Annotated in this window: 18 protein-coding genes; 7 read left to right on the top strand and 11 right to left on the bottom strand. The window is 35.0% G+C overall.

Annotated features, from left to right (window positions below; all coding sequences use genetic code 11):
- Positions 1-185 precede the first annotated feature (185 nt).
- On the top strand, positions 186-2,360 hold the full coding sequence (gene katG / locus MSWAN_RS03155) for a catalase/peroxidase HPI (RefSeq protein ID WP_013825168.1): 2,175 nt from the start codon (positions 186-188) through the stop codon (positions 2,358-2,360).
- A gap of 573 nt (positions 2,361-2,933) precedes the next feature.
- Here katG and MSWAN_RS03150 read toward each other — a convergent pair.
- The 4 genes from MSWAN_RS03150 to MSWAN_RS03135 form a co-directional block, all read right to left on the bottom strand.
- Positions 2,934-3,296: a response regulator gene (locus MSWAN_RS03150; protein ID WP_013825167.1), complete on the bottom strand. Its 363-nt coding sequence runs from the start codon at positions 3,294-3,296 to the stop codon at positions 2,934-2,936.
- A 49-nt stretch (positions 3,297-3,345) separates the two neighbouring features.
- The gene (locus MSWAN_RS03145) at positions 3,346-3,780 is read right to left on the bottom strand and encodes a hypothetical protein (RefSeq protein WP_013825166.1); all 435 of its coding nucleotides are present in this window, start codon (positions 3,778-3,780) and stop codon (positions 3,346-3,348) included.
- A 5-nt stretch (positions 3,781-3,785) separates the two neighbouring features.
- On the bottom strand, positions 3,786-4,202 hold the full coding sequence (locus MSWAN_RS03140) for a DUF5518 domain-containing protein (RefSeq protein ID WP_013825165.1): 417 nt from the start codon (positions 4,200-4,202) through the stop codon (positions 3,786-3,788).
- Between the two features lie 442 nt (positions 4,203-4,644).
- Complete coding sequence (locus MSWAN_RS03135) at positions 4,645-5,427, bottom strand: hypothetical protein (protein ID WP_013825164.1); 783 nt, start codon at positions 5,425-5,427, stop codon at positions 4,645-4,647.
- Positions 5,428-5,609: 182 nt separating this feature from the next.
- On the opposite strand from MSWAN_RS03135, the gene MSWAN_RS03130 reads away from it, so the two are divergent.
- The gene (locus MSWAN_RS03130) at positions 5,610-6,440 is read left to right on the top strand and encodes a methanogenesis marker 8 protein (protein WP_013825163.1); all 831 of its coding nucleotides are present in this window, start codon (positions 5,610-5,612) and stop codon (positions 6,438-6,440) included.
- Positions 6,441-6,557: 117 nt separating this feature from the next.
- On the opposite strand, the gene MSWAN_RS03125 is transcribed toward MSWAN_RS03130, so the two are convergent.
- The 3 genes from MSWAN_RS03125 to MSWAN_RS03115 all read right to left on the bottom strand — a co-directional run bounded on the left by MSWAN_RS03125 (position 6,558) and on the right by MSWAN_RS03115 (position 9,285).
- Complete coding sequence (locus tag MSWAN_RS03125) at positions 6,558-6,737, bottom strand: hypothetical protein (RefSeq protein WP_013825162.1); 180 nt, start codon at positions 6,735-6,737, stop codon at positions 6,558-6,560.
- Positions 6,738-6,883: 146 nt separating this feature from the next.
- Positions 6,884-8,830: an oxidoreductase gene (locus tag MSWAN_RS03120; protein WP_013825161.1), complete on the bottom strand. Its 1,947-nt coding sequence runs from the start codon at positions 8,828-8,830 to the stop codon at positions 6,884-6,886.
- 167 nt (positions 8,831-8,997) lie between these two features.
- Positions 8,998-9,285, bottom strand: a complete 288-nt coding sequence (locus MSWAN_RS03115) for a ferritin family protein (RefSeq protein WP_013825160.1) — start codon at positions 9,283-9,285, stop codon at positions 8,998-9,000.
- A 135-nt stretch (positions 9,286-9,420) separates the two neighbouring features.
- Here MSWAN_RS03115 and MSWAN_RS03110 point away from each other — a divergent pair, with 135 nt between their 5' ends.
- Complete coding sequence (locus MSWAN_RS03110) at positions 9,421-10,176, top strand: hypothetical protein (protein WP_013825159.1); 756 nt, start codon at positions 9,421-9,423, stop codon at positions 10,174-10,176.
- An 89-nt stretch (positions 10,177-10,265) separates the two neighbouring features.
- Here the strand turns inward: MSWAN_RS03110 and albA are convergent, their stop codons facing one another.
- The 4 genes from albA to MSWAN_RS03090 all read right to left on the bottom strand — a co-directional run bounded on the left by albA (position 10,266) and on the right by MSWAN_RS03090 (position 13,435).
- Complete coding sequence (albA, locus tag MSWAN_RS03105; protein WP_013825158.1) at positions 10,266-10,547, bottom strand: DNA-binding protein Alba; 282 nt, start codon at positions 10,545-10,547, stop codon at positions 10,266-10,268.
- A 205-nt stretch (positions 10,548-10,752) separates the two neighbouring features.
- Positions 10,753-11,385 (bottom strand): exopolysaccharide biosynthesis protein, encoded by a 633-nt coding sequence (locus MSWAN_RS03100; protein WP_013825157.1) that lies wholly within the window; start codon positions 11,383-11,385, stop codon positions 10,753-10,755.
- Positions 11,386-11,551: 166 nt separating this feature from the next.
- The gene (locus MSWAN_RS03095) at positions 11,552-12,508 is read right to left on the bottom strand and encodes a prenyltransferase (protein ID WP_013825156.1); all 957 of its coding nucleotides are present in this window, start codon (positions 12,506-12,508) and stop codon (positions 11,552-11,554) included.
- 96 nt (positions 12,509-12,604) lie between these two features.
- Complete coding sequence (locus tag MSWAN_RS03090) at positions 12,605-13,435, bottom strand: prenyltransferase (RefSeq protein WP_265101173.1); 831 nt, start codon at positions 13,433-13,435, stop codon at positions 12,605-12,607.
- Positions 13,436-14,085: 650 nt separating this feature from the next.
- Between MSWAN_RS03090 and MSWAN_RS03085 the strand changes: the two genes are divergently transcribed.
- The 4 genes from MSWAN_RS03085 (at position 14,086) to MSWAN_RS03070 (ending at position 16,498) form a co-directional block, all read left to right on the top strand.
- A complete protein-coding gene (locus tag MSWAN_RS03085; RefSeq protein ID WP_161597480.1) occupies positions 14,086-14,790 on the top strand; it encodes a hypothetical protein in 705 nt (234 codons plus the stop codon).
- A 189-nt stretch (positions 14,791-14,979) separates the two neighbouring features.
- A complete protein-coding gene (locus tag MSWAN_RS03080) occupies positions 14,980-15,504 on the top strand; it encodes an NUDIX hydrolase (RefSeq protein WP_013825154.1) in 525 nt (174 codons plus the stop codon).
- A 343-nt stretch (positions 15,505-15,847) separates the two neighbouring features.
- Positions 15,848-16,015: a TIGR04165 family Cys-rich peptide gene (locus MSWAN_RS03075; RefSeq protein ID WP_013825153.1), complete on the top strand. Its 168-nt coding sequence runs from the start codon at positions 15,848-15,850 to the stop codon at positions 16,013-16,015.
- Between the two features lie 186 nt (positions 16,016-16,201).
- Positions 16,202-16,498, top strand: coding sequence for a hypothetical protein (locus MSWAN_RS03070; RefSeq protein ID WP_013825152.1), 297 nt, complete (start codon positions 16,202-16,204; stop codon positions 16,496-16,498).
- The last annotated feature ends 67 nt before the right edge of the window (positions 16,499-16,565 follow it).

Genomic DNA, 16,565 nt, shown 5'->3' with positions numbered 1-16,565 from the left:
ATCATCTCTAACGAGTTCAGAGCGAGTATTATCAGTCTTGTTTGGGTTTGGCCTTTACGGACCACAAGTCTATGCCAAAAAATACGAATCTCTGAAAACCAAACGAATACTACAACCAGATTACGAAAGTATTGTAAGATTTTTAGAATAGTTGAATTAGAAATAAAAAAAAGAGAGTGAAAGTTATGGATAAAAATAATAAACAAACTGCTAGTAAAGGACCGACAACCCTTGACTGGTGGCCAGACCGGCTGAATCTTGACATTCTGCACCAAAATTGCTCGAAATCCAATCCTATGGATGAGGATTTTAACTACGCAGAAGAATTCAAGAGTCTCGACTTCGAGGCCTTGAAGAATGACCTTCATGAACTGATGACAGATTCACAGGACTGGTGGCCGGCAGATTTTGGGCATTATGGGCCTTTATTCATTCGCATGGCGTGGCACAGCGCCGGAACGTACAGAACTGGTGATGGCCGTGGAGGTGGGGGCAGCGGCAACCAGCGTTTTCCGCCTCTCAACAGCTGGCCAGACAACGCCAACCTTGACAAGGCGCGTCGGCTGCTTTGGCCCATCAAACAGAAGTACGGACAGAAAATTTCTTGGGCCGACTTGATGATTCTCACTGGCAATGTTGCCCTAGAATCTATGGGTTTCAAGACCTTCGGTTTCGGTGGCGGGCGTGAGGACATCTGGGAACCGGAGAAGGATGTATATTGGGGTTCTGAGAGAGAGTGGCTTGGAGACAAGCGCTACACTGGTGACCGTAAACTCGAAAAACCACTCGCCGCCGTTCAGATGGGTTTGATTTATGTAAACCCCGAAGGTCCGAATGGTAATCCAGACCCCATCGCTGCGGCACTGGATATCCGTGAAATCTTTGCTCGTATGGCAATGAACGACGAGGAGACAGTGGCTCTCATTGCGGGTGGCCATGCCTTCGGCAAAACTCACGGCGCAAGCGATAAAAAGCATGTGGGACCAGAGCCAGAAGCAGCTCCAGTCGAGAATCAAGGTTTGGGTTGGAAGAGTAGTTTCGGCACGGGCAAAGGCAACGACACGATTACCGACGGTGAGGAAATTATTTGGACCAACACACCAACGAAGTGGGACAACAAATTCTTACGGAACTTGTTCAGCTACGAATGGGAGTTGACGAAAAGCCCGGCCGGTGACTACCAGTGGAAGCCAAAAGGTGATGCAGGTGCCGATACTGTGCCAGATCCGCATGACCCCTCAAAGCGTCGTTCCCCCGGCATGCTGACCACCGACCTCTCTTTGCGATTCGACCCTGTCTACGAAAAGATCTCACGGCGTTTCTTGGAAAATCCGGATGAGCTTGCAGACGCATTCGCCCGCGCGTGGTTCAAACTAACCCACCGTGACATGGGCCCACGGACACGCTATCTCGGCCCGGAGGTACCGGATGAGGAGCTCATCTGGCAGGACCCCATCCCTGCAGTCAACCACGAACTGATTGATGAAGAAGACATCTCCACCCTTAAGGGCAGTATATTGGATTCTGGCCTGTCAGTGTCAGAGCTGGTTTCAACCGCCTGGGCCTCGGCGTCCACCTTCCGCGGCTCAGACAAGCGTGGAGGTGCTAATGGTGCTCGCATTCGCCTGACACCACAGAAGGATTGGGAAATTAACCAACCAGCCCAGCTAGCCAAAGTGCTCGAGACGCTCAAAGGCATCAAGAGCGAATTTAACGAAGCCCAGTCAGGCGGCAAGAAGGTCTCGCTGGCCGATCTCATCGTCTTGGCTGGTTGTGCAGGCGTTAAGCAGGCTGCAAAAAATGCTGGTCATGCTGTAACCGTACCATTCACACCGGGACGAATGGACGCCCTAGAGGAACAGACGGATGTGAACTCCTTTGACGTGCTCGAACCGTTCGCAGACGGTTTCCGTAACTATCAGAAGGCTCCAAGCGCCATTAAGCCTGAAGAGTTCTTGGTGGACAAGGCAAAACTCTTAACATTGACAGCTCCTGAGATGACAGTTCTCATTGGCGGTTTACGTGTCCTGAATGCCAACTTTGAACAATCACAGCAGGGTGTCTTCACTAAACAGCCCGAGGCGCTCACAAATGATTTCTTCATTAATTTGCTTGATATGAAAACAGAATGGAAATCATCCGCGGAAGACGATGATGTGTTCGAGGGGCGGGACCAAACAACGGGCAAACTCAAGTGGACCGCCACTCGTGTCGACCTCATCTTCGGTTCAAACTCCGAACTCCGGGCATTGGCGGAATTCTATGCATGTGATGATTCCCAAGAGAAGTTCCTGCACGACTTTATAAGGGCGTGGGACAAGGTTATGAACCTAGACCGGTTCGACCTTGCCTTATCGTGAAAAACAATATTTGAACATATGTGTGAACTATCCTCTTTAATCAAATGTTGGATGGTTTCATCATCTTATCTTTTACTACGAAACTGATGATACACAGTGCGGTACAGTGAGAATTATAACATTAATTTTTGTCTCTTTTTTATGGCTTTGGGAGAAGATCTTATTGGTCATGACTTCCCCCTAACAATATAAACATTATTTTAGTCTTATTTCTGTTGAGGGTTAAACAACAAATTTTAATATCATTTAACTCAATAAGTCCCTCTTTACTTTTAATTTTTAATTAACAACATCAACAATTGATTAAGTCTGAAAAAAAACTGATGATTAATAGTAAAAAACATAAGTTTTATATAATTAATATTACAAATAATGTATCGATATGCATTCCATTACATAACTCTGGTATTGTGAGGGGAAACTCCTACTCCCCTCACTCAAAAATAACCATAAATACTCATCTGGATCTGCGGGAAGTATGCTTCACGAATCTTATCTTTTAAGTATGACCCATCATGTGCTCTCTAATTTCCTCAGGCATCCCTGCATTTATTGCGGGTGTGTTTGAAATACTTAGTTGTCTGAAAAAACTCTTGAAATACAATATTCTAACTTTTCCTGCCTTAGAGGTTTACTTAAAACAATAGCATCTTCTGGTAGTTGTAACGATTTGATCAGACAGTTTTTAATAAAAACAGCTAAGAATATAATTGGAATCTTATAAAGATCTGCTATTTTGTTTGCAGCTTCCACACCGTTCATTTTGCCCTTTAAGTTTATGTTGATTAAAATTAGATCAAGGCTCAGATCTCCTGCTTTTTGTATTGCTTCCTCGCCACTGGAAACTACAGCAACCACTTTAATGCCTAATCTTTCTAAAATAGTTTTTAAATCTGAAACAGTTTTATATTCACCTTCGGCAATCAGAATATCCATAAACCTCACTTTTCCTGTATCAATATCTAATATACATTTGTTATTGGAATCAAAAATAGTATAATCCTAACCATAATCCAACAATTAAACCTGTAATTAAAAGGATAATAGCTATAATATCTTTAACTAAGGGGCTTGTATTATTCATTTGAAGAATTTTTGAGATTTTATAATCATGAGTTAAGTCGTATGTGCTGATAATAATCGTTAATGTGAAAAGTATTGCTAAAATATAACTAATTAACTTGTTTCCAGAGTATAATGGTAATGATAGCTGAAAGTAGGTTAATATTAAGAAAATTGCCAAAATTAATGCATTTATTGCAAGATAAAGTTTATTTTGATAGTTTTTAATTTCAAATAAAGAGGTTATAAATACCCATATACCGAAACCAGCTAATATTGTGTATTCTGGATGTTGTAAATATACTAGGATTATTGGAATAATCCATAAAAGATTAATTAATGATGCTTTTTGTTTCATTTCAATCAACACACATTATTTATTCTTTGACAAATAACTCCAATGATTCCTCCTATTACTCCTAAAACAAAGCTAATAAGTATTGAGAGTTCAACAAGGATAAATACTGTGATTAATGTATTGCTTGCTATTGTTCCTATTTTAGAGAATATTAACCCCATAACGGCACTTATATTTCCAAAGCCTAAAATGAATAGTAAACCTATGATTAAACCACCGACTAATCCGGAAATTGCCCCTAAAACAGCTCCATCTTTTTCATCTATTTTATCGTAATACTCTTCGTATCCTCTGCTAAAATAGGATACTAAAAACCCTCCAGTAAGTGGGCCTAAAAAAGAGAGAGGGAAAAAGATTAAAGACAATACTACTGTTAAAACAGCATTAACCATGGCACTTAACCCTATAATCTTCCATTCCATTTTATCAACTCAAATAAAATTAAATTTTTAACCTGTGACTTTCCTATTTTCAACGGAGTGTTTTTATGGCTTCGAACTAACCCTAACTTCTTTAAAAGCTGTATTTATAATTATAATCATTTATTTATCAGGATTATTTATAAAAGTTTCTTTAAACATTATTTTTCAGTTTTTTCAATCCTTTCATTTGCATTTTTAAAGCTGTGTTTTTACTTAAGTTGTGCTCAGCAGGTGCAGATCATCCTTGCAAATAAATTCTATGATATTTTTTTTGAAACTTAAATCTCCGGACTTCCCCATATCGAAAGATAAGTACATACAGTTAGTATAAATGTTTGGATCAACCCAAGCTAAAATGAAAAAATAGTTAAAATGGTTTAATATTTACCATTACGAGATATTTCATCTTTTGGAGATGAGTACTATCCCACAATTTAAAGAATTATTGTAAAAGGATAAGAAACCCCGCGTAAACTATAAAGATAGTGATTACAAAATTTACCAAAAACTCCTTAAAACCTTCTGTCATATATTTAACTGTGCACGCCATTAAAAAGGCAGATATAAAAGCTGAATATGGTCCAAAAAAGATAGCAAACATGAATTCACTTATGATTAGTACTACTGAGCCTAATATTATTGCCCCATAATTTATATGGGATTTTGATAATTTTACCTTTAGTATTTCAACTGTTTTTAGTACATTATCTTTAAATCCATTTATGCGAATTAAAAGGAGGGTACTAACTATAATTAACAGGATTACTCCAAAAATAAGTGTTCTTGTAAAATCATTGTGAATTAAACCATATAATAGGGATGAGATTAGTAAAAATGAAATTAATCCAGTCCATGATAATATTTTCTCTCTTTTAGTTTGACGATCTTCAGGAATTAAATAGAAAGCCATTAAAAAAAGAGCTATAGCCATTATTATAATTAATATGTAAAATAATATGTTTTGCGTTGGTGCTAAAAGATATTCTCCTATTAACAGCATTGCTAAAGCCAATAATATAATTGTAGTATAAATCAGTTTATTATAATACTTTTTACTCATAAATGTAATTGCTGTAGTCATTATTATACCCAAAGCAGCAAGTACTGGGCCTGTAAAAGAACGATCAATTATAGCCCATAACCCCAGTATAAGCCATATTAAACCAAAAATCTGTAAACGTAAGTAATTCTTTTTTTCTTCTATTTTTAAATCCCCCTTAGTCATATTAATAGACAAATAATATAAAAACTTAATTTAAAAATACTTGTCAATTCTAACCAAACTTTCCAATGCAAGATGTTAATGTACGTTTTTGTATACTCAAATCTGTTTTAGAAGATTAAGTTTAATAAGAATTAAATCGTATCTCATCTTTAGATATTAGATGATTTTAACGGGGGATTAATATGGATGAACATGTTATTGAAGCACTCGGAAAAACAAGGATCGTCATAAGAGATGGGAAAGTTGTTGAGGTAGGAGAACCACGAATTAATTACTGCCCCCTTTTTGATAAACACAGAGGAATTAAGGAGATTACATCTGAAGCTGCACAAAAAAATATAGAATTTAGGATTAAAGATTTTGGAATGTGTACTCCTGAAAGAAAATTGCGCATGAAGGATTTTTTATCATTCGGAGTTTCAGAAACATTAGGAACTCTTCTCGATGAAAATATAATTGATTGTGCAGTTATTGTTAGTGAAGGATGCGGAACAGTGATCGTAACTGAGCCTGAGCTTGTTCAAGGTATGGCAGGTAGAATATCCGCATTTTTAAGCACATCCCCAATCACTAAAATTATAGACACAATTGGACCTGAAAATGTTCTTAATCCTGAAACTGCTGAAATTAATCAGATTGAAGGTGTTTTAAAAGCTATTAAAACAGGTTACAAGAATATTGCAGTTTCAGTTATATCTGCAGAAGACTCAAAAACACTTAAAGAGATTGAAAAAAAGTATGAAGGAGTTAATATTTACATATTCGCTGCACATGTAAGTGGAATGTCCAAAGAGGAAGCAGAAGAGCTATTTAGTTATGCAGATATTATAACAGGCTGTGCATCTAAATATATCAAAGAAGTAGGTGAAAAAAGGAATATTTTCACAGCCGGTGCATCAATACCAATCTATGGAGTTACTGAATCTGGAGAAAAGTTCTTAAAAAGAAGGATTGAAAAAATTGGGGGATTAAAAGATAAACCTAACGCTAAAATACCAGATCCTCTAATTTAAACTGAATTCATTGTTTAAACTCATCATGTACTTCAGGTACACTTTCTGAAACTCATGGGAATCTGTTAGGAAATATTATCCTTAAAGTATAGCCTAAAAATAAAAAATAGTGTTTATCTATTCTTTTAAGGCCCAGTAGCACCTTTTAGGAGAATAAAGAGTCTCATCTTTTTTAAGTTCTTTCATTATTTTGTCAACTTCTTTTTTCTCTACACCTGAGATTTGGCTGACTTTAGTGGCGTTTAAAGGTTCTTCAGATTCTTTGAAAGCTTTAATTACTTTTTCTTTATCATCCATGATATCACCTGATTGAATTATTCATTTAAATCCATATATTTGTTATGTTAACGTTCATAAGATACCATCCAATATTAATGCAAACTAATTTTAATAATTAATTAAGTCAATAAAACTTAAAAACTGGTAAAAAGGAATAATATTATTTAAAGGCTAATTCCCGCTTCATATCCTGCAGTTATTGCATCTGCTCCATCCCCAACTTCTTTTGCATCTCCAATCGTGATTACCTCTTTTACATGTTTAAGCTGTTTTTCAAGTGTTTCAAGTTTAACTGGTTTGAGCCTGCTTGAAATGATAATTGAGTCATATCCTTTGAGAGTCTCTTTTCCATTTTCATTGGTTATAATAACCCCATCTGAGGTTATTTCGTTGATCTCAGTGCCTGTCTTTATATTTACATCGTACTCATCCAGTAATTTAAGTAAAAAGAAACGATTTCCAGGTTCAAGTTTTGAAGATATCTCAGACATTTTTGTAATTAATGTAACCTGATGTCCGTTAACTGCCAGATGTGCTGCAGTTTGAGGGCCTCCTAAACCCCCTCCAATCACAATAACTTTTCTACCAACACTTGTTTTGCCCGCAAGAACATCATTTGTGTAAGATACATTTTCACGTTCACATACTGGAATATTAACTGGAACTTGTTCGGATCCTGCTGCTACAATCAGAACATCTGGATTTATTTCCTGAATTATCCCATTATCCACGGGTGAATTTAGATTTACGGTGATTCCTAATTTTTCTATTTGTTGTTTCTGCCATGTTACAAGTGAGTTGTACTCTTCTTTTCCTGGAGGCATTGCTGCAAGAAGCCACTGTCCTCCAAGCATGTCATTTTTTTCGTAAATATGCACTTCATGTCCTCTTTTAGCAGAAACAATAGCTGTTTCCATTCCTGCAACTCCGCCACCTACAATAAGAACTTTCTTTTTTGAAGGAGCTTTTTTAATGGTTAAATCTTTTTCTCGACCGCATTCAGGGTTTACAAGGCATCCTACGGGATTTCCTTTCATTACATTACCTATACATCGTTGTAAACAACCTATGCAAAGATTGATATCACTTATCTTTCCAGCTTTTGTTTTGTTTGGAAGTTCAGGATCTGCAAGAGAAGCCCGTCCCATTGCTACAAAATCTGCTCTTCCAGATTTTAGAATTGATTCTGCGATATCTGGATGGTTTATATGGTTTACTGTGATTACAGGGATGTTTACAACTGATTTTATTTGGGCTGCATAATCTGCTGTCCATCCGTGGGGAACTGAAGCTGGAGTTACTATGTACTGTGAAGATGCACCGACCCCCACCGAAGCGTGAATTGCATTTACTCCTGCCTTTTCAAGTTTCTGTGCTATTATCTTGGAATCTTCAATTGTAATGCCACCATAAACCATTTCATCTACGGACATACGGAAAATTAGAGGATAATCTCCACCTACTTTTTCTCTAACCACATTAACTATTTCAACTGCAAATCGTGACCTATTAACTAAGTTACCACCGTATTTATCGGTTCTTTTGTTTGAAAACGGGGAGAGAAATTGACATATGAGGTATCCATGTGCTCCATGAATTTCTATTGCATCAAAACCTGCTTTTTTGGCCCTTAAAGATGCTTCTGCAAATTGATTAATAATTTCTTCTATTTCCGTTAGTGTGAGTTCATGTGGTACTTCTCCAATAGAGGGATCTGGAATTGGGGATGGTGCAACTGGCTGTTTGCCATTTATCTCTTTTGTTGTTTGCCTGCCTGCATGATATATCTGAACGGCAATTTTAGCTCCATGTTTGTGAACAGTATCTGTAAGAGTTTTATGGGTTTCAATTTGGTTATCATTCCACAAACCAAGGCGATTAAGGGAGGCTCCTGCGTTTTCATTGACTCTGTAATTTTCAGTTATTATTAATCCCCATCCACCTTCGGCTCTGGCTTTATGGTAACTTATAAAACGTTCATTTACTGTACCGTCTTTGTTTGCATACCCTGTAACCATTGCAGGGACCACTAACCTGTTGGGTATTTCTAATTTTCCAATATTTCCCGGAGAAAAGATTTTTTCATAATTCTCAAGATTTGAATTGCCCATCAATAACACTCCTATTTAACGCCATTTTTACCTCTAACAGATACAACTTACAAACCAAAACTAATAAAAAAATGTGAATAAAATAGTAAATAAATTAATTTAATTATGTTGAACTAATAAGATGAATCATTTCATTGCTAGAAACATTTAGTGTTCTTTTTAAGAAACTATTTAGTTCCTGTCAACTCTTCTACCTCTTTTTTACCTTTTTGTAGTTCTATTACCTGTTCTTCATCTTTTCTTAACAGCAGGGCCTGGAATTCACCTACATGGGTTTTTTCTTCTTGGGCCACATCTAAAAGAACTGCCTTGAGATCCTCACTATCTGTCATATTTGCAAGTTCTTCGTAAAGATTTATGGCATCAAGTTCTCCTATTATGGCTGCTCTTAATATTTCTTTATCTAAATCTGCTTTTTTTATTTTTCCAATTTCTATTGGTATTTTTGACAGCATTTTGTTACCTCACTATTATTATCAAACCCATATTTTTTATAATTTTTCATAATATAATATTACATGAGCGTTGCCGGATTAAAATAACAAATAATATTAATATCTTCATTATAACCCCTAAAACGAGTGGTTTAAATGGGTTATCTTATATGTGAAAGCTGTGGAGGATACTACGAACTGGAAGAAGGAGAACTTCCCGAAGACTTTGAAAGGTGTCAATGCGGGGGTAAATTGGATTATGCCGAAGAAATTGAAATTGATGATAATGAATCAAATTTGTATGTGAATGATTCAGTAATAGAAAAACAGAAATCAGATAAAGGAATTGAAATTTACAACGACATAAAGCGTGGGGAGAAGCAGAGTTACTTAAAAAAACGCGACCAAAAGATAAAGTCCTACGACCCTAAAAATCTCGTTACTAACTCTGCATTTATCATTTTGACCTTCACGATTTTTCCAATAGAATTCGGTTTCATCTACAGTTATCTGCCTTTCACTTTAATGGCAGTAATTGCTTTAATATTATCAGGATTACTTTATTACTTCCAGAGAACCAAAAAGGTAAACACCATCAGGGAAATGAAGAGAGTTTATGCTATATGTGGGTTATATTTCATATCATTCATTTTATTGTTCCTTTTATGGGCATTTCAAGATATAATGAAATTTTTAGGTTATTTTATTGATAATCCCCTTTATTTAATAATCATTCCTATCTGCGCCGTTGTATTCTCTCAAAAATTCTTTGAAAGTGTTGCAAACAATAAAATAACAGATCCATTAGCCACATTAGGCCAGATAAAAACTTTGATTTATTATTTGATAGTTTTCACAAATATATTGTATTTCATAGTGATGGTGGTACTGGGCATTTACTTAACGTATTAAATCCCTAAAATAAAAAAGAATGAATTATCAAATGATAATTAAAGGTGTATATTGACTTAAAAAATTAAAATAAAAATTCATTTGATTCTTTATTCTTTTACTTTGCAAAGCTGTATTTCTATGGCTGAAACGTTGCTGTTTGATCCTTCTTTGTTCGTCATTTCCTCTGTGGAAATGTTTATAGTTCCAAGTTCCAAGTCTGTTATGAACCTGTTCCTTACAATTTCTGCAACATCCACTGCTCTACTTATAGCTCTTCCTCTGGCCTTCAACATGACTTCGGGGATTCCTGAATTCATCTGAGTCACAACTGCTAACACATAGTTCATTACTGGTTTGTTTCCGATGTATACTACATTTTCCTCTGACATCACTTAACCTCCATGGGATACTCTAGTTCATAAATACTATTTGCTATATTTCTAATATTATTATCATCCCACTTATACCTTTAAGATTTGGTTATAATTCTTTAAAAACCTCAAACCCCATTGGAATTAGATAAATAAATTTAATTTTTTAATCTTAACAATCATACCTTAGATTAGCCATATCCTCGCATTTATATTCCCAAGTTTAGTAAGGCAACCCTAAATGGGCTAAAATAATTTTCATTCCGCTTAGTCCAAGTATTGCTATCAAACTGAAGTAAATGGTAGTTATAATCACCAAGAGGTAGCCTGCAAAAATCAAGTATCCATCACGCTCAAGCGAACCAACCGCCAAAAAAAGAATCCCATAAGCTGGTAAAAAATCTGTTAAAGGAACTGGCAATGGTAACATCAGCAAAAATGCACAAAAAATTATTATTAAACTGTTTACATACTTCATGACCTGCGTATTAAACAAAAACATAGAACGTTGCTTTGTAAACTTTTCTAAAGTTGTCAAAACACGAACCATTCCATTTAAAATACGTAGCATATTATCTTGGGATATTTTATATTCCATAACACGTTTAGGGAGCAGAGGATGCCTATTGAACAGTATGCCCATATTTATTAAGATTATGGCCAATCCAAATGGCAAACTACTCCCTGGAATTGATACTGGAAGTAAAAAAGGAGCCACCAGGATAATACATGACATTAAAAATCCTTGTTCTCCTATAAGTTCCAGAAAATCTTTAAATGTTATACCGTCAGAGGGAATTTCCAGAGAGATCCTGGAAACAAAATCCGAAGTTCTAACACCATTATTTACACTCACAAATAAACCTCAAAAAGTATCAGTTCATCAAGTTATCCTAAATATACGGGTTTACCACACAAGACATGTTATTAAACTACCGTTTATTAAACTACCAATAAACAATTAGATTAATTAAACTTCCTATTTTTAAGGATCTTTGAGATGTCTTGACTTAACTGAAGTTTCATTTTAGGAGATAGATCAAGTAACAGTTAATTAAAATCGACATGATGAAAAGTGATGCAACGTTAATACTGGCAAATTTCGTTGCAGATACCCTATCCAAAGGTTTTTTCACCACCTCCACAATCCCTAAACTCAAAGAAATCAACGAAATAAGTGCAAGCACCCTAAAATCCAGGGTTGAAGGAAACAAATTCGTAAATGAGATAACAAGAAACGAAAAAGTAGCCAGAAATCCTGAAACCGCAATCAACTTAAAACCAAAACCACGGCCACGTGACACAATCCAGGTAACCTTACCACCCAGCTTATCACCCTCCATATCAGGGATCTCAAAGCTATTGATAAAGATTAACTGTAAAAAGATTACTGGAACTGTAAAAATAAAAAATGGAAGGTCTAATGTCCCCATTAGGGCAAAGTAGCCTGTTCCTAAAAATATGACAACTGCAACCATGTTTGCAACTTCCCCCAACCTTCTGTAAACCAGTTTGACAGGAGGAGCCGTGTAAAACCATGCCAGAAGGTTTCCAAATAACAGGAACAGGAAGAAAGATAGGGGATAATTAAAAATAATCGTAAAAGCTGCTGTAAGAGCCAGAGATAAACCTACAAGAAAAATAGAAAACCATTTTGAAAACTCTCTCAATTCAGGATTTTCAACCAGAATTCCACTACCACCTGAAATTGCAGTTGGTGCGTTGTAATGGTCAGTATCAAAATCAAAATAATCGTTACTGTAGTGAACTGCAAGATGAGCCGTGAACAAAACAGAGTATCCCAGTAAGAACTTACTTAAAACAAAGTCCGCACTGAATAAAACAGCAAGCAAAGCTCCCATGGTGAAAAGAAGAAAGTTACCAACTAAATACTGGGGCCTGCCTAACTTAATAACTTTAAATAATGTGTCAGCCGTGAAATCGTTATAAATCAGGAACTCTCTTTGGTCTTTATCCATTTTGACAACCCTTTACTCAATTAAGATCTTTCTAATGACTAACCTTTCTCTAATGACTAACCTTCTCAACAATTAATCTATTCAAATAATTTAAGATCATCCCAATATGTAGATTAAATAGCAGTTAATTAAGATTAAAACTGTAAATATGGAAACAAGGTTGTAAGTTGCAAATTTTGTGGCAGATACCTTATCCAACGGTTTTTTTATTAATTCTACAATCCCTAAACTCAGTGGAATCAACGAAAACAGTGCAAGTATTCTAAAATCTAAATTAAGTGGAAATAAGTTTGTAAAAGAAATAATAAGAAATGAAACAGTTACCATAAAGCCGGAAAATGCAATCAACTTGAAACCAAAACCACGACCGCGTGACACAATCCAGGTAACTTTACCACCCAGCTTATCCCCCTCCATATCAGGGATCTCAACACTGATTGTGAATATTAACTGTAAAAAGATTAAGGGCATAATGAAAACCAAAAATGGAAGGTCTAATGTTCCCATTAATGCAAAATAGCCCATGGCGGGAAATAAAATACCAATTGCAGTATTTCCAAATTCTCCTAATCCTCTATAGGATAGTTTAACAGGAGGAGCAGCGTAGAACCACGCTAAAAGGTTTCCAAAAATGACAAACAATAAAAACCATATTGTGTAAGAAAATATAACTGTAAAAATTACGGCAAAAAGTATGGATAACCCTATAATGCTGATTGCTATCCTTTTTGATAACTCCCTCCACTGTGGATTTTCAACCAGGACTCCACTACCACCTGAAATTGCAGTTGGTGTGACGTACTGATCTGCCTCAAAATCAAAATAATCGTTGTGGTAATGTACCGCAAGTGTGGCAAGAAATAGAATAACGTATCCCAGTATAAATTTGCTTAAAACAAAGTCCGCATTGAATAAAACAGCAAGCAAAGCCCCAATACAAAAATAGAAAAATAATCCAAATGCAAACTGCGGTTTTCCCAGTTTAATAAGTTTAAATAGGTTAGCCTTATGGTTTGTAATAAAGGGTATCACCGATAAGAATTATGAACTGCATAACATCTAAATTTTATCATTTTGAGGTTTGTTAATATTACTTTTTTCAGGGTTTTATATAAAAAAATGGGCCTTACAAAAATCTGACTGAAACAAATTTTCAGAACTTGAAACTAATATTTTAGCTGTATAAAACTTATTTAATCCAAAATAAACCCATTTAGCATCATATTATCAAAAAATATTAACCTATAACTAACCATTTGAATTTCCCACAGTTGTTATTAAAGAAACATAAAAATTATAACGGTTTATTTTTTAGAATAACGTTTGAATATCTGGAGTTTGTCAAAAATACAAACAGACAACAGCCTTACGAAATATGTTACTTTCATCTCTTCTAAACTTGTCTTAAATCTAAAAAAGAGCCTTATAATCGCCGTTTTTCAGATTTTAGACCAAAAGATTTATATGTAAATATGTTATGATCTCTGTGTTATCCAAATTGCTTTATAAGTAAATTTGGAATTGGAGGCGATCAAATTAATAGAAAATCAACATATGCATTGGTATTTGCAGCGAGCTTGTTTCTGTCTATTCTCTCCGCATTTGGAGAAAGCAATCCGATTGAGCCACAAGTACAACCAACAGTAGATTTAAATGACAAACTTTTAAATGAAAACGACGTTGCAACTGTGAATGCAGCGTACATGTACAAATACAAAGTTGCTAACAACACCCCACTCGATGGAAATAAGAGTAATGAAACAAACCAAATCAACGAAACAAATCAGAGTAGTGATAACAACCAGAACACAGAAATTCAAACAAGACCCGTTTACATTACAAGCGACAATATAAACTCAATAACAGAAGATAATGGCCGTGTGAATGAAATAGTCAACGGTTTAAAAGCAAAAGGTGTTTATGCTGTGAATTATGGAATAGGGCCAAATGAACATGATGCAGTGCTTCAAGATGTGCCAAGTAACGCATTAATAGTGGATATATACGGTGGCGCATGTGCAGGAACGCTTTATGAAATGGGCACACCCTGGTACAAAGAAACAAAGGGAAATAAAAAGGTGTTTACTATTTTTTATTCTACATCAGTCCAGATAACTGGTTTAAACTGGTTACCTAGATCACATGACGATTATTTCTCCCCATCAAGTTTTACAGGGATCACAGATCCGGGCCAGTACATGTTAAACAATGGTTACAACTACACAGAAACAGGCGATGTCCAATCAATGATAGATAATGTGTATAACGAGGCATGTGTATAACAGGCATTAGTCTAAAAATTACTTGAAATTAGGAAAATTCTATTTTTTTCTTTCTTTTATATTTTTTATATTTTTTAAACAAAGAATCGGAGATACGGATATTTTAATCTCAAAAATATTAACCATTATAAGTAAACTAAACCTAATATAATACAAGTTTAAGATTGTAAATTAAAGGATTATGATTAAATGATAAACCACGTTTATGGACTTGCAGTTCGAGTGTTTCTCACTGATGAAAATGGTAAAATTCTCATTCTCAAGAGATCTACAGATTCCAAGACTAATCCCGGGAAATGGGAACTTCCCGGTGGAAAAGTAGATCAAGATGAATCCTTTGACCATGCATTAACAAGGGAAGTCTATGAAGAAACTAAACTAAAAATAGCCCTTGATCACGTAGTTGGAGCTGCTGAACAGAATTTACATATAATAAGGGCTGTTCACATCATAATGTCTGGAAATGTGGTTGAAGGTGAACTCACTTTGAGCAGTGAACATGAGGGTTATGCATGGGTCTATTCAAAAAACCTATCCAACTATGAATTAGCAGATTGGCTTGAAGATTACATAACTAATAAAAATAACATCTTAGATCAGGGAAAACGAGACGGCAAACAGGAAAATAAAACTACAGAAGATGCTAAAAACATTTTAAAACCATGGGTTAATTCAATTAAAGATTCTATGGATAAAATAGTGAAAAAAAAGTAGTTCATTCATTTAAAATTTCCGCAAATTCCTCTCAAAAACCTTTTTAGTACTTTAACTGGCTTATTTTTCTTCTTTTTATACTAAACTGAACCTTCAACGGTCAAATATATTCAGATTCTGTAAATTTTATCCCAATCCTTATTCTGAACATTGATATTTAATTAATTGATCAAACATTAATTAATATTGATTGATTTCTAATCATTGTTTACTATTTAACTAATTCTTTGTTCTAATGATAAAATTTGATAAATGATTAGAAAGATATAATTAAAGTAGATTTTTAGTTTGCTCATTTGCCTTATCTGCAATATAATGTATCAAGATCAAAGGGGAGAAAACTATGAAAATTAAATTAAGCGAGAAATGTCCTAAATGTGGTTGTCAAGACAAAACCATTAAAAGAAGTCTCGACCCTGTGCATCATGCCCATGCAACAACAGGAGCCGTGACCTGTACTAAATGCGGGTACGTATTCAAGTCCCGCAGGGATGAGGAGGATAAAGAGTAAAAATAAACCCACTACAGTTCCAATTGAGTTATTATTAATGAATAATTTAATGATTATAATTTTAAGTTATTATGGTGCTTATTTTTTAATTTAAAGAATTTAAAATCTAATTAATTTTAATAGTAAATAATAAGTTTTTGTTTTAACAAACATATACCAAGAATTAAACAAGTAGGAGGTTGGAATATGCCAATGTATAGTGTGCATATGAAACACAGCGTTGAATCTTGCCCCATGTTTAATAAAGAAAACAAGATTATAATTAAAGAACTATCAAGTAAAAAGGACAATTTTGCCCGGAAAGAGGGAATAAAAGTTATAACAGGAGTTTTTTCCCCACTTGAACATACAATTTTATATGTGGTTGAAGCACCAGCTCAAGATGCTGTGATAAGGTATTTCAAGGAAATAGGTTTTGCATTCTATAATAAAATAGAAATCAAGCATGTTAAATCCATGGAAAACGCTCTCGAGAGAATGTAAATTTAAGATTAGTAATATCAAGATTAGTAGCATCGTTTTCAAACGAAATAAACCAAAAAATTGTTTG

Origin of the sequence: Methanobacterium paludis (genome assembly GCF_000214725.1) — an archaeon.
Taxonomy (GTDB): Archaea; Methanobacteriota; Methanobacteria; order Methanobacteriales; family Methanobacteriaceae; genus Methanobacterium_C; species Methanobacterium_C paludis.
Note: the sequence above shows the minus strand (reverse complement) of the source record. Positions and strands in the feature narration are given on the sequence as shown.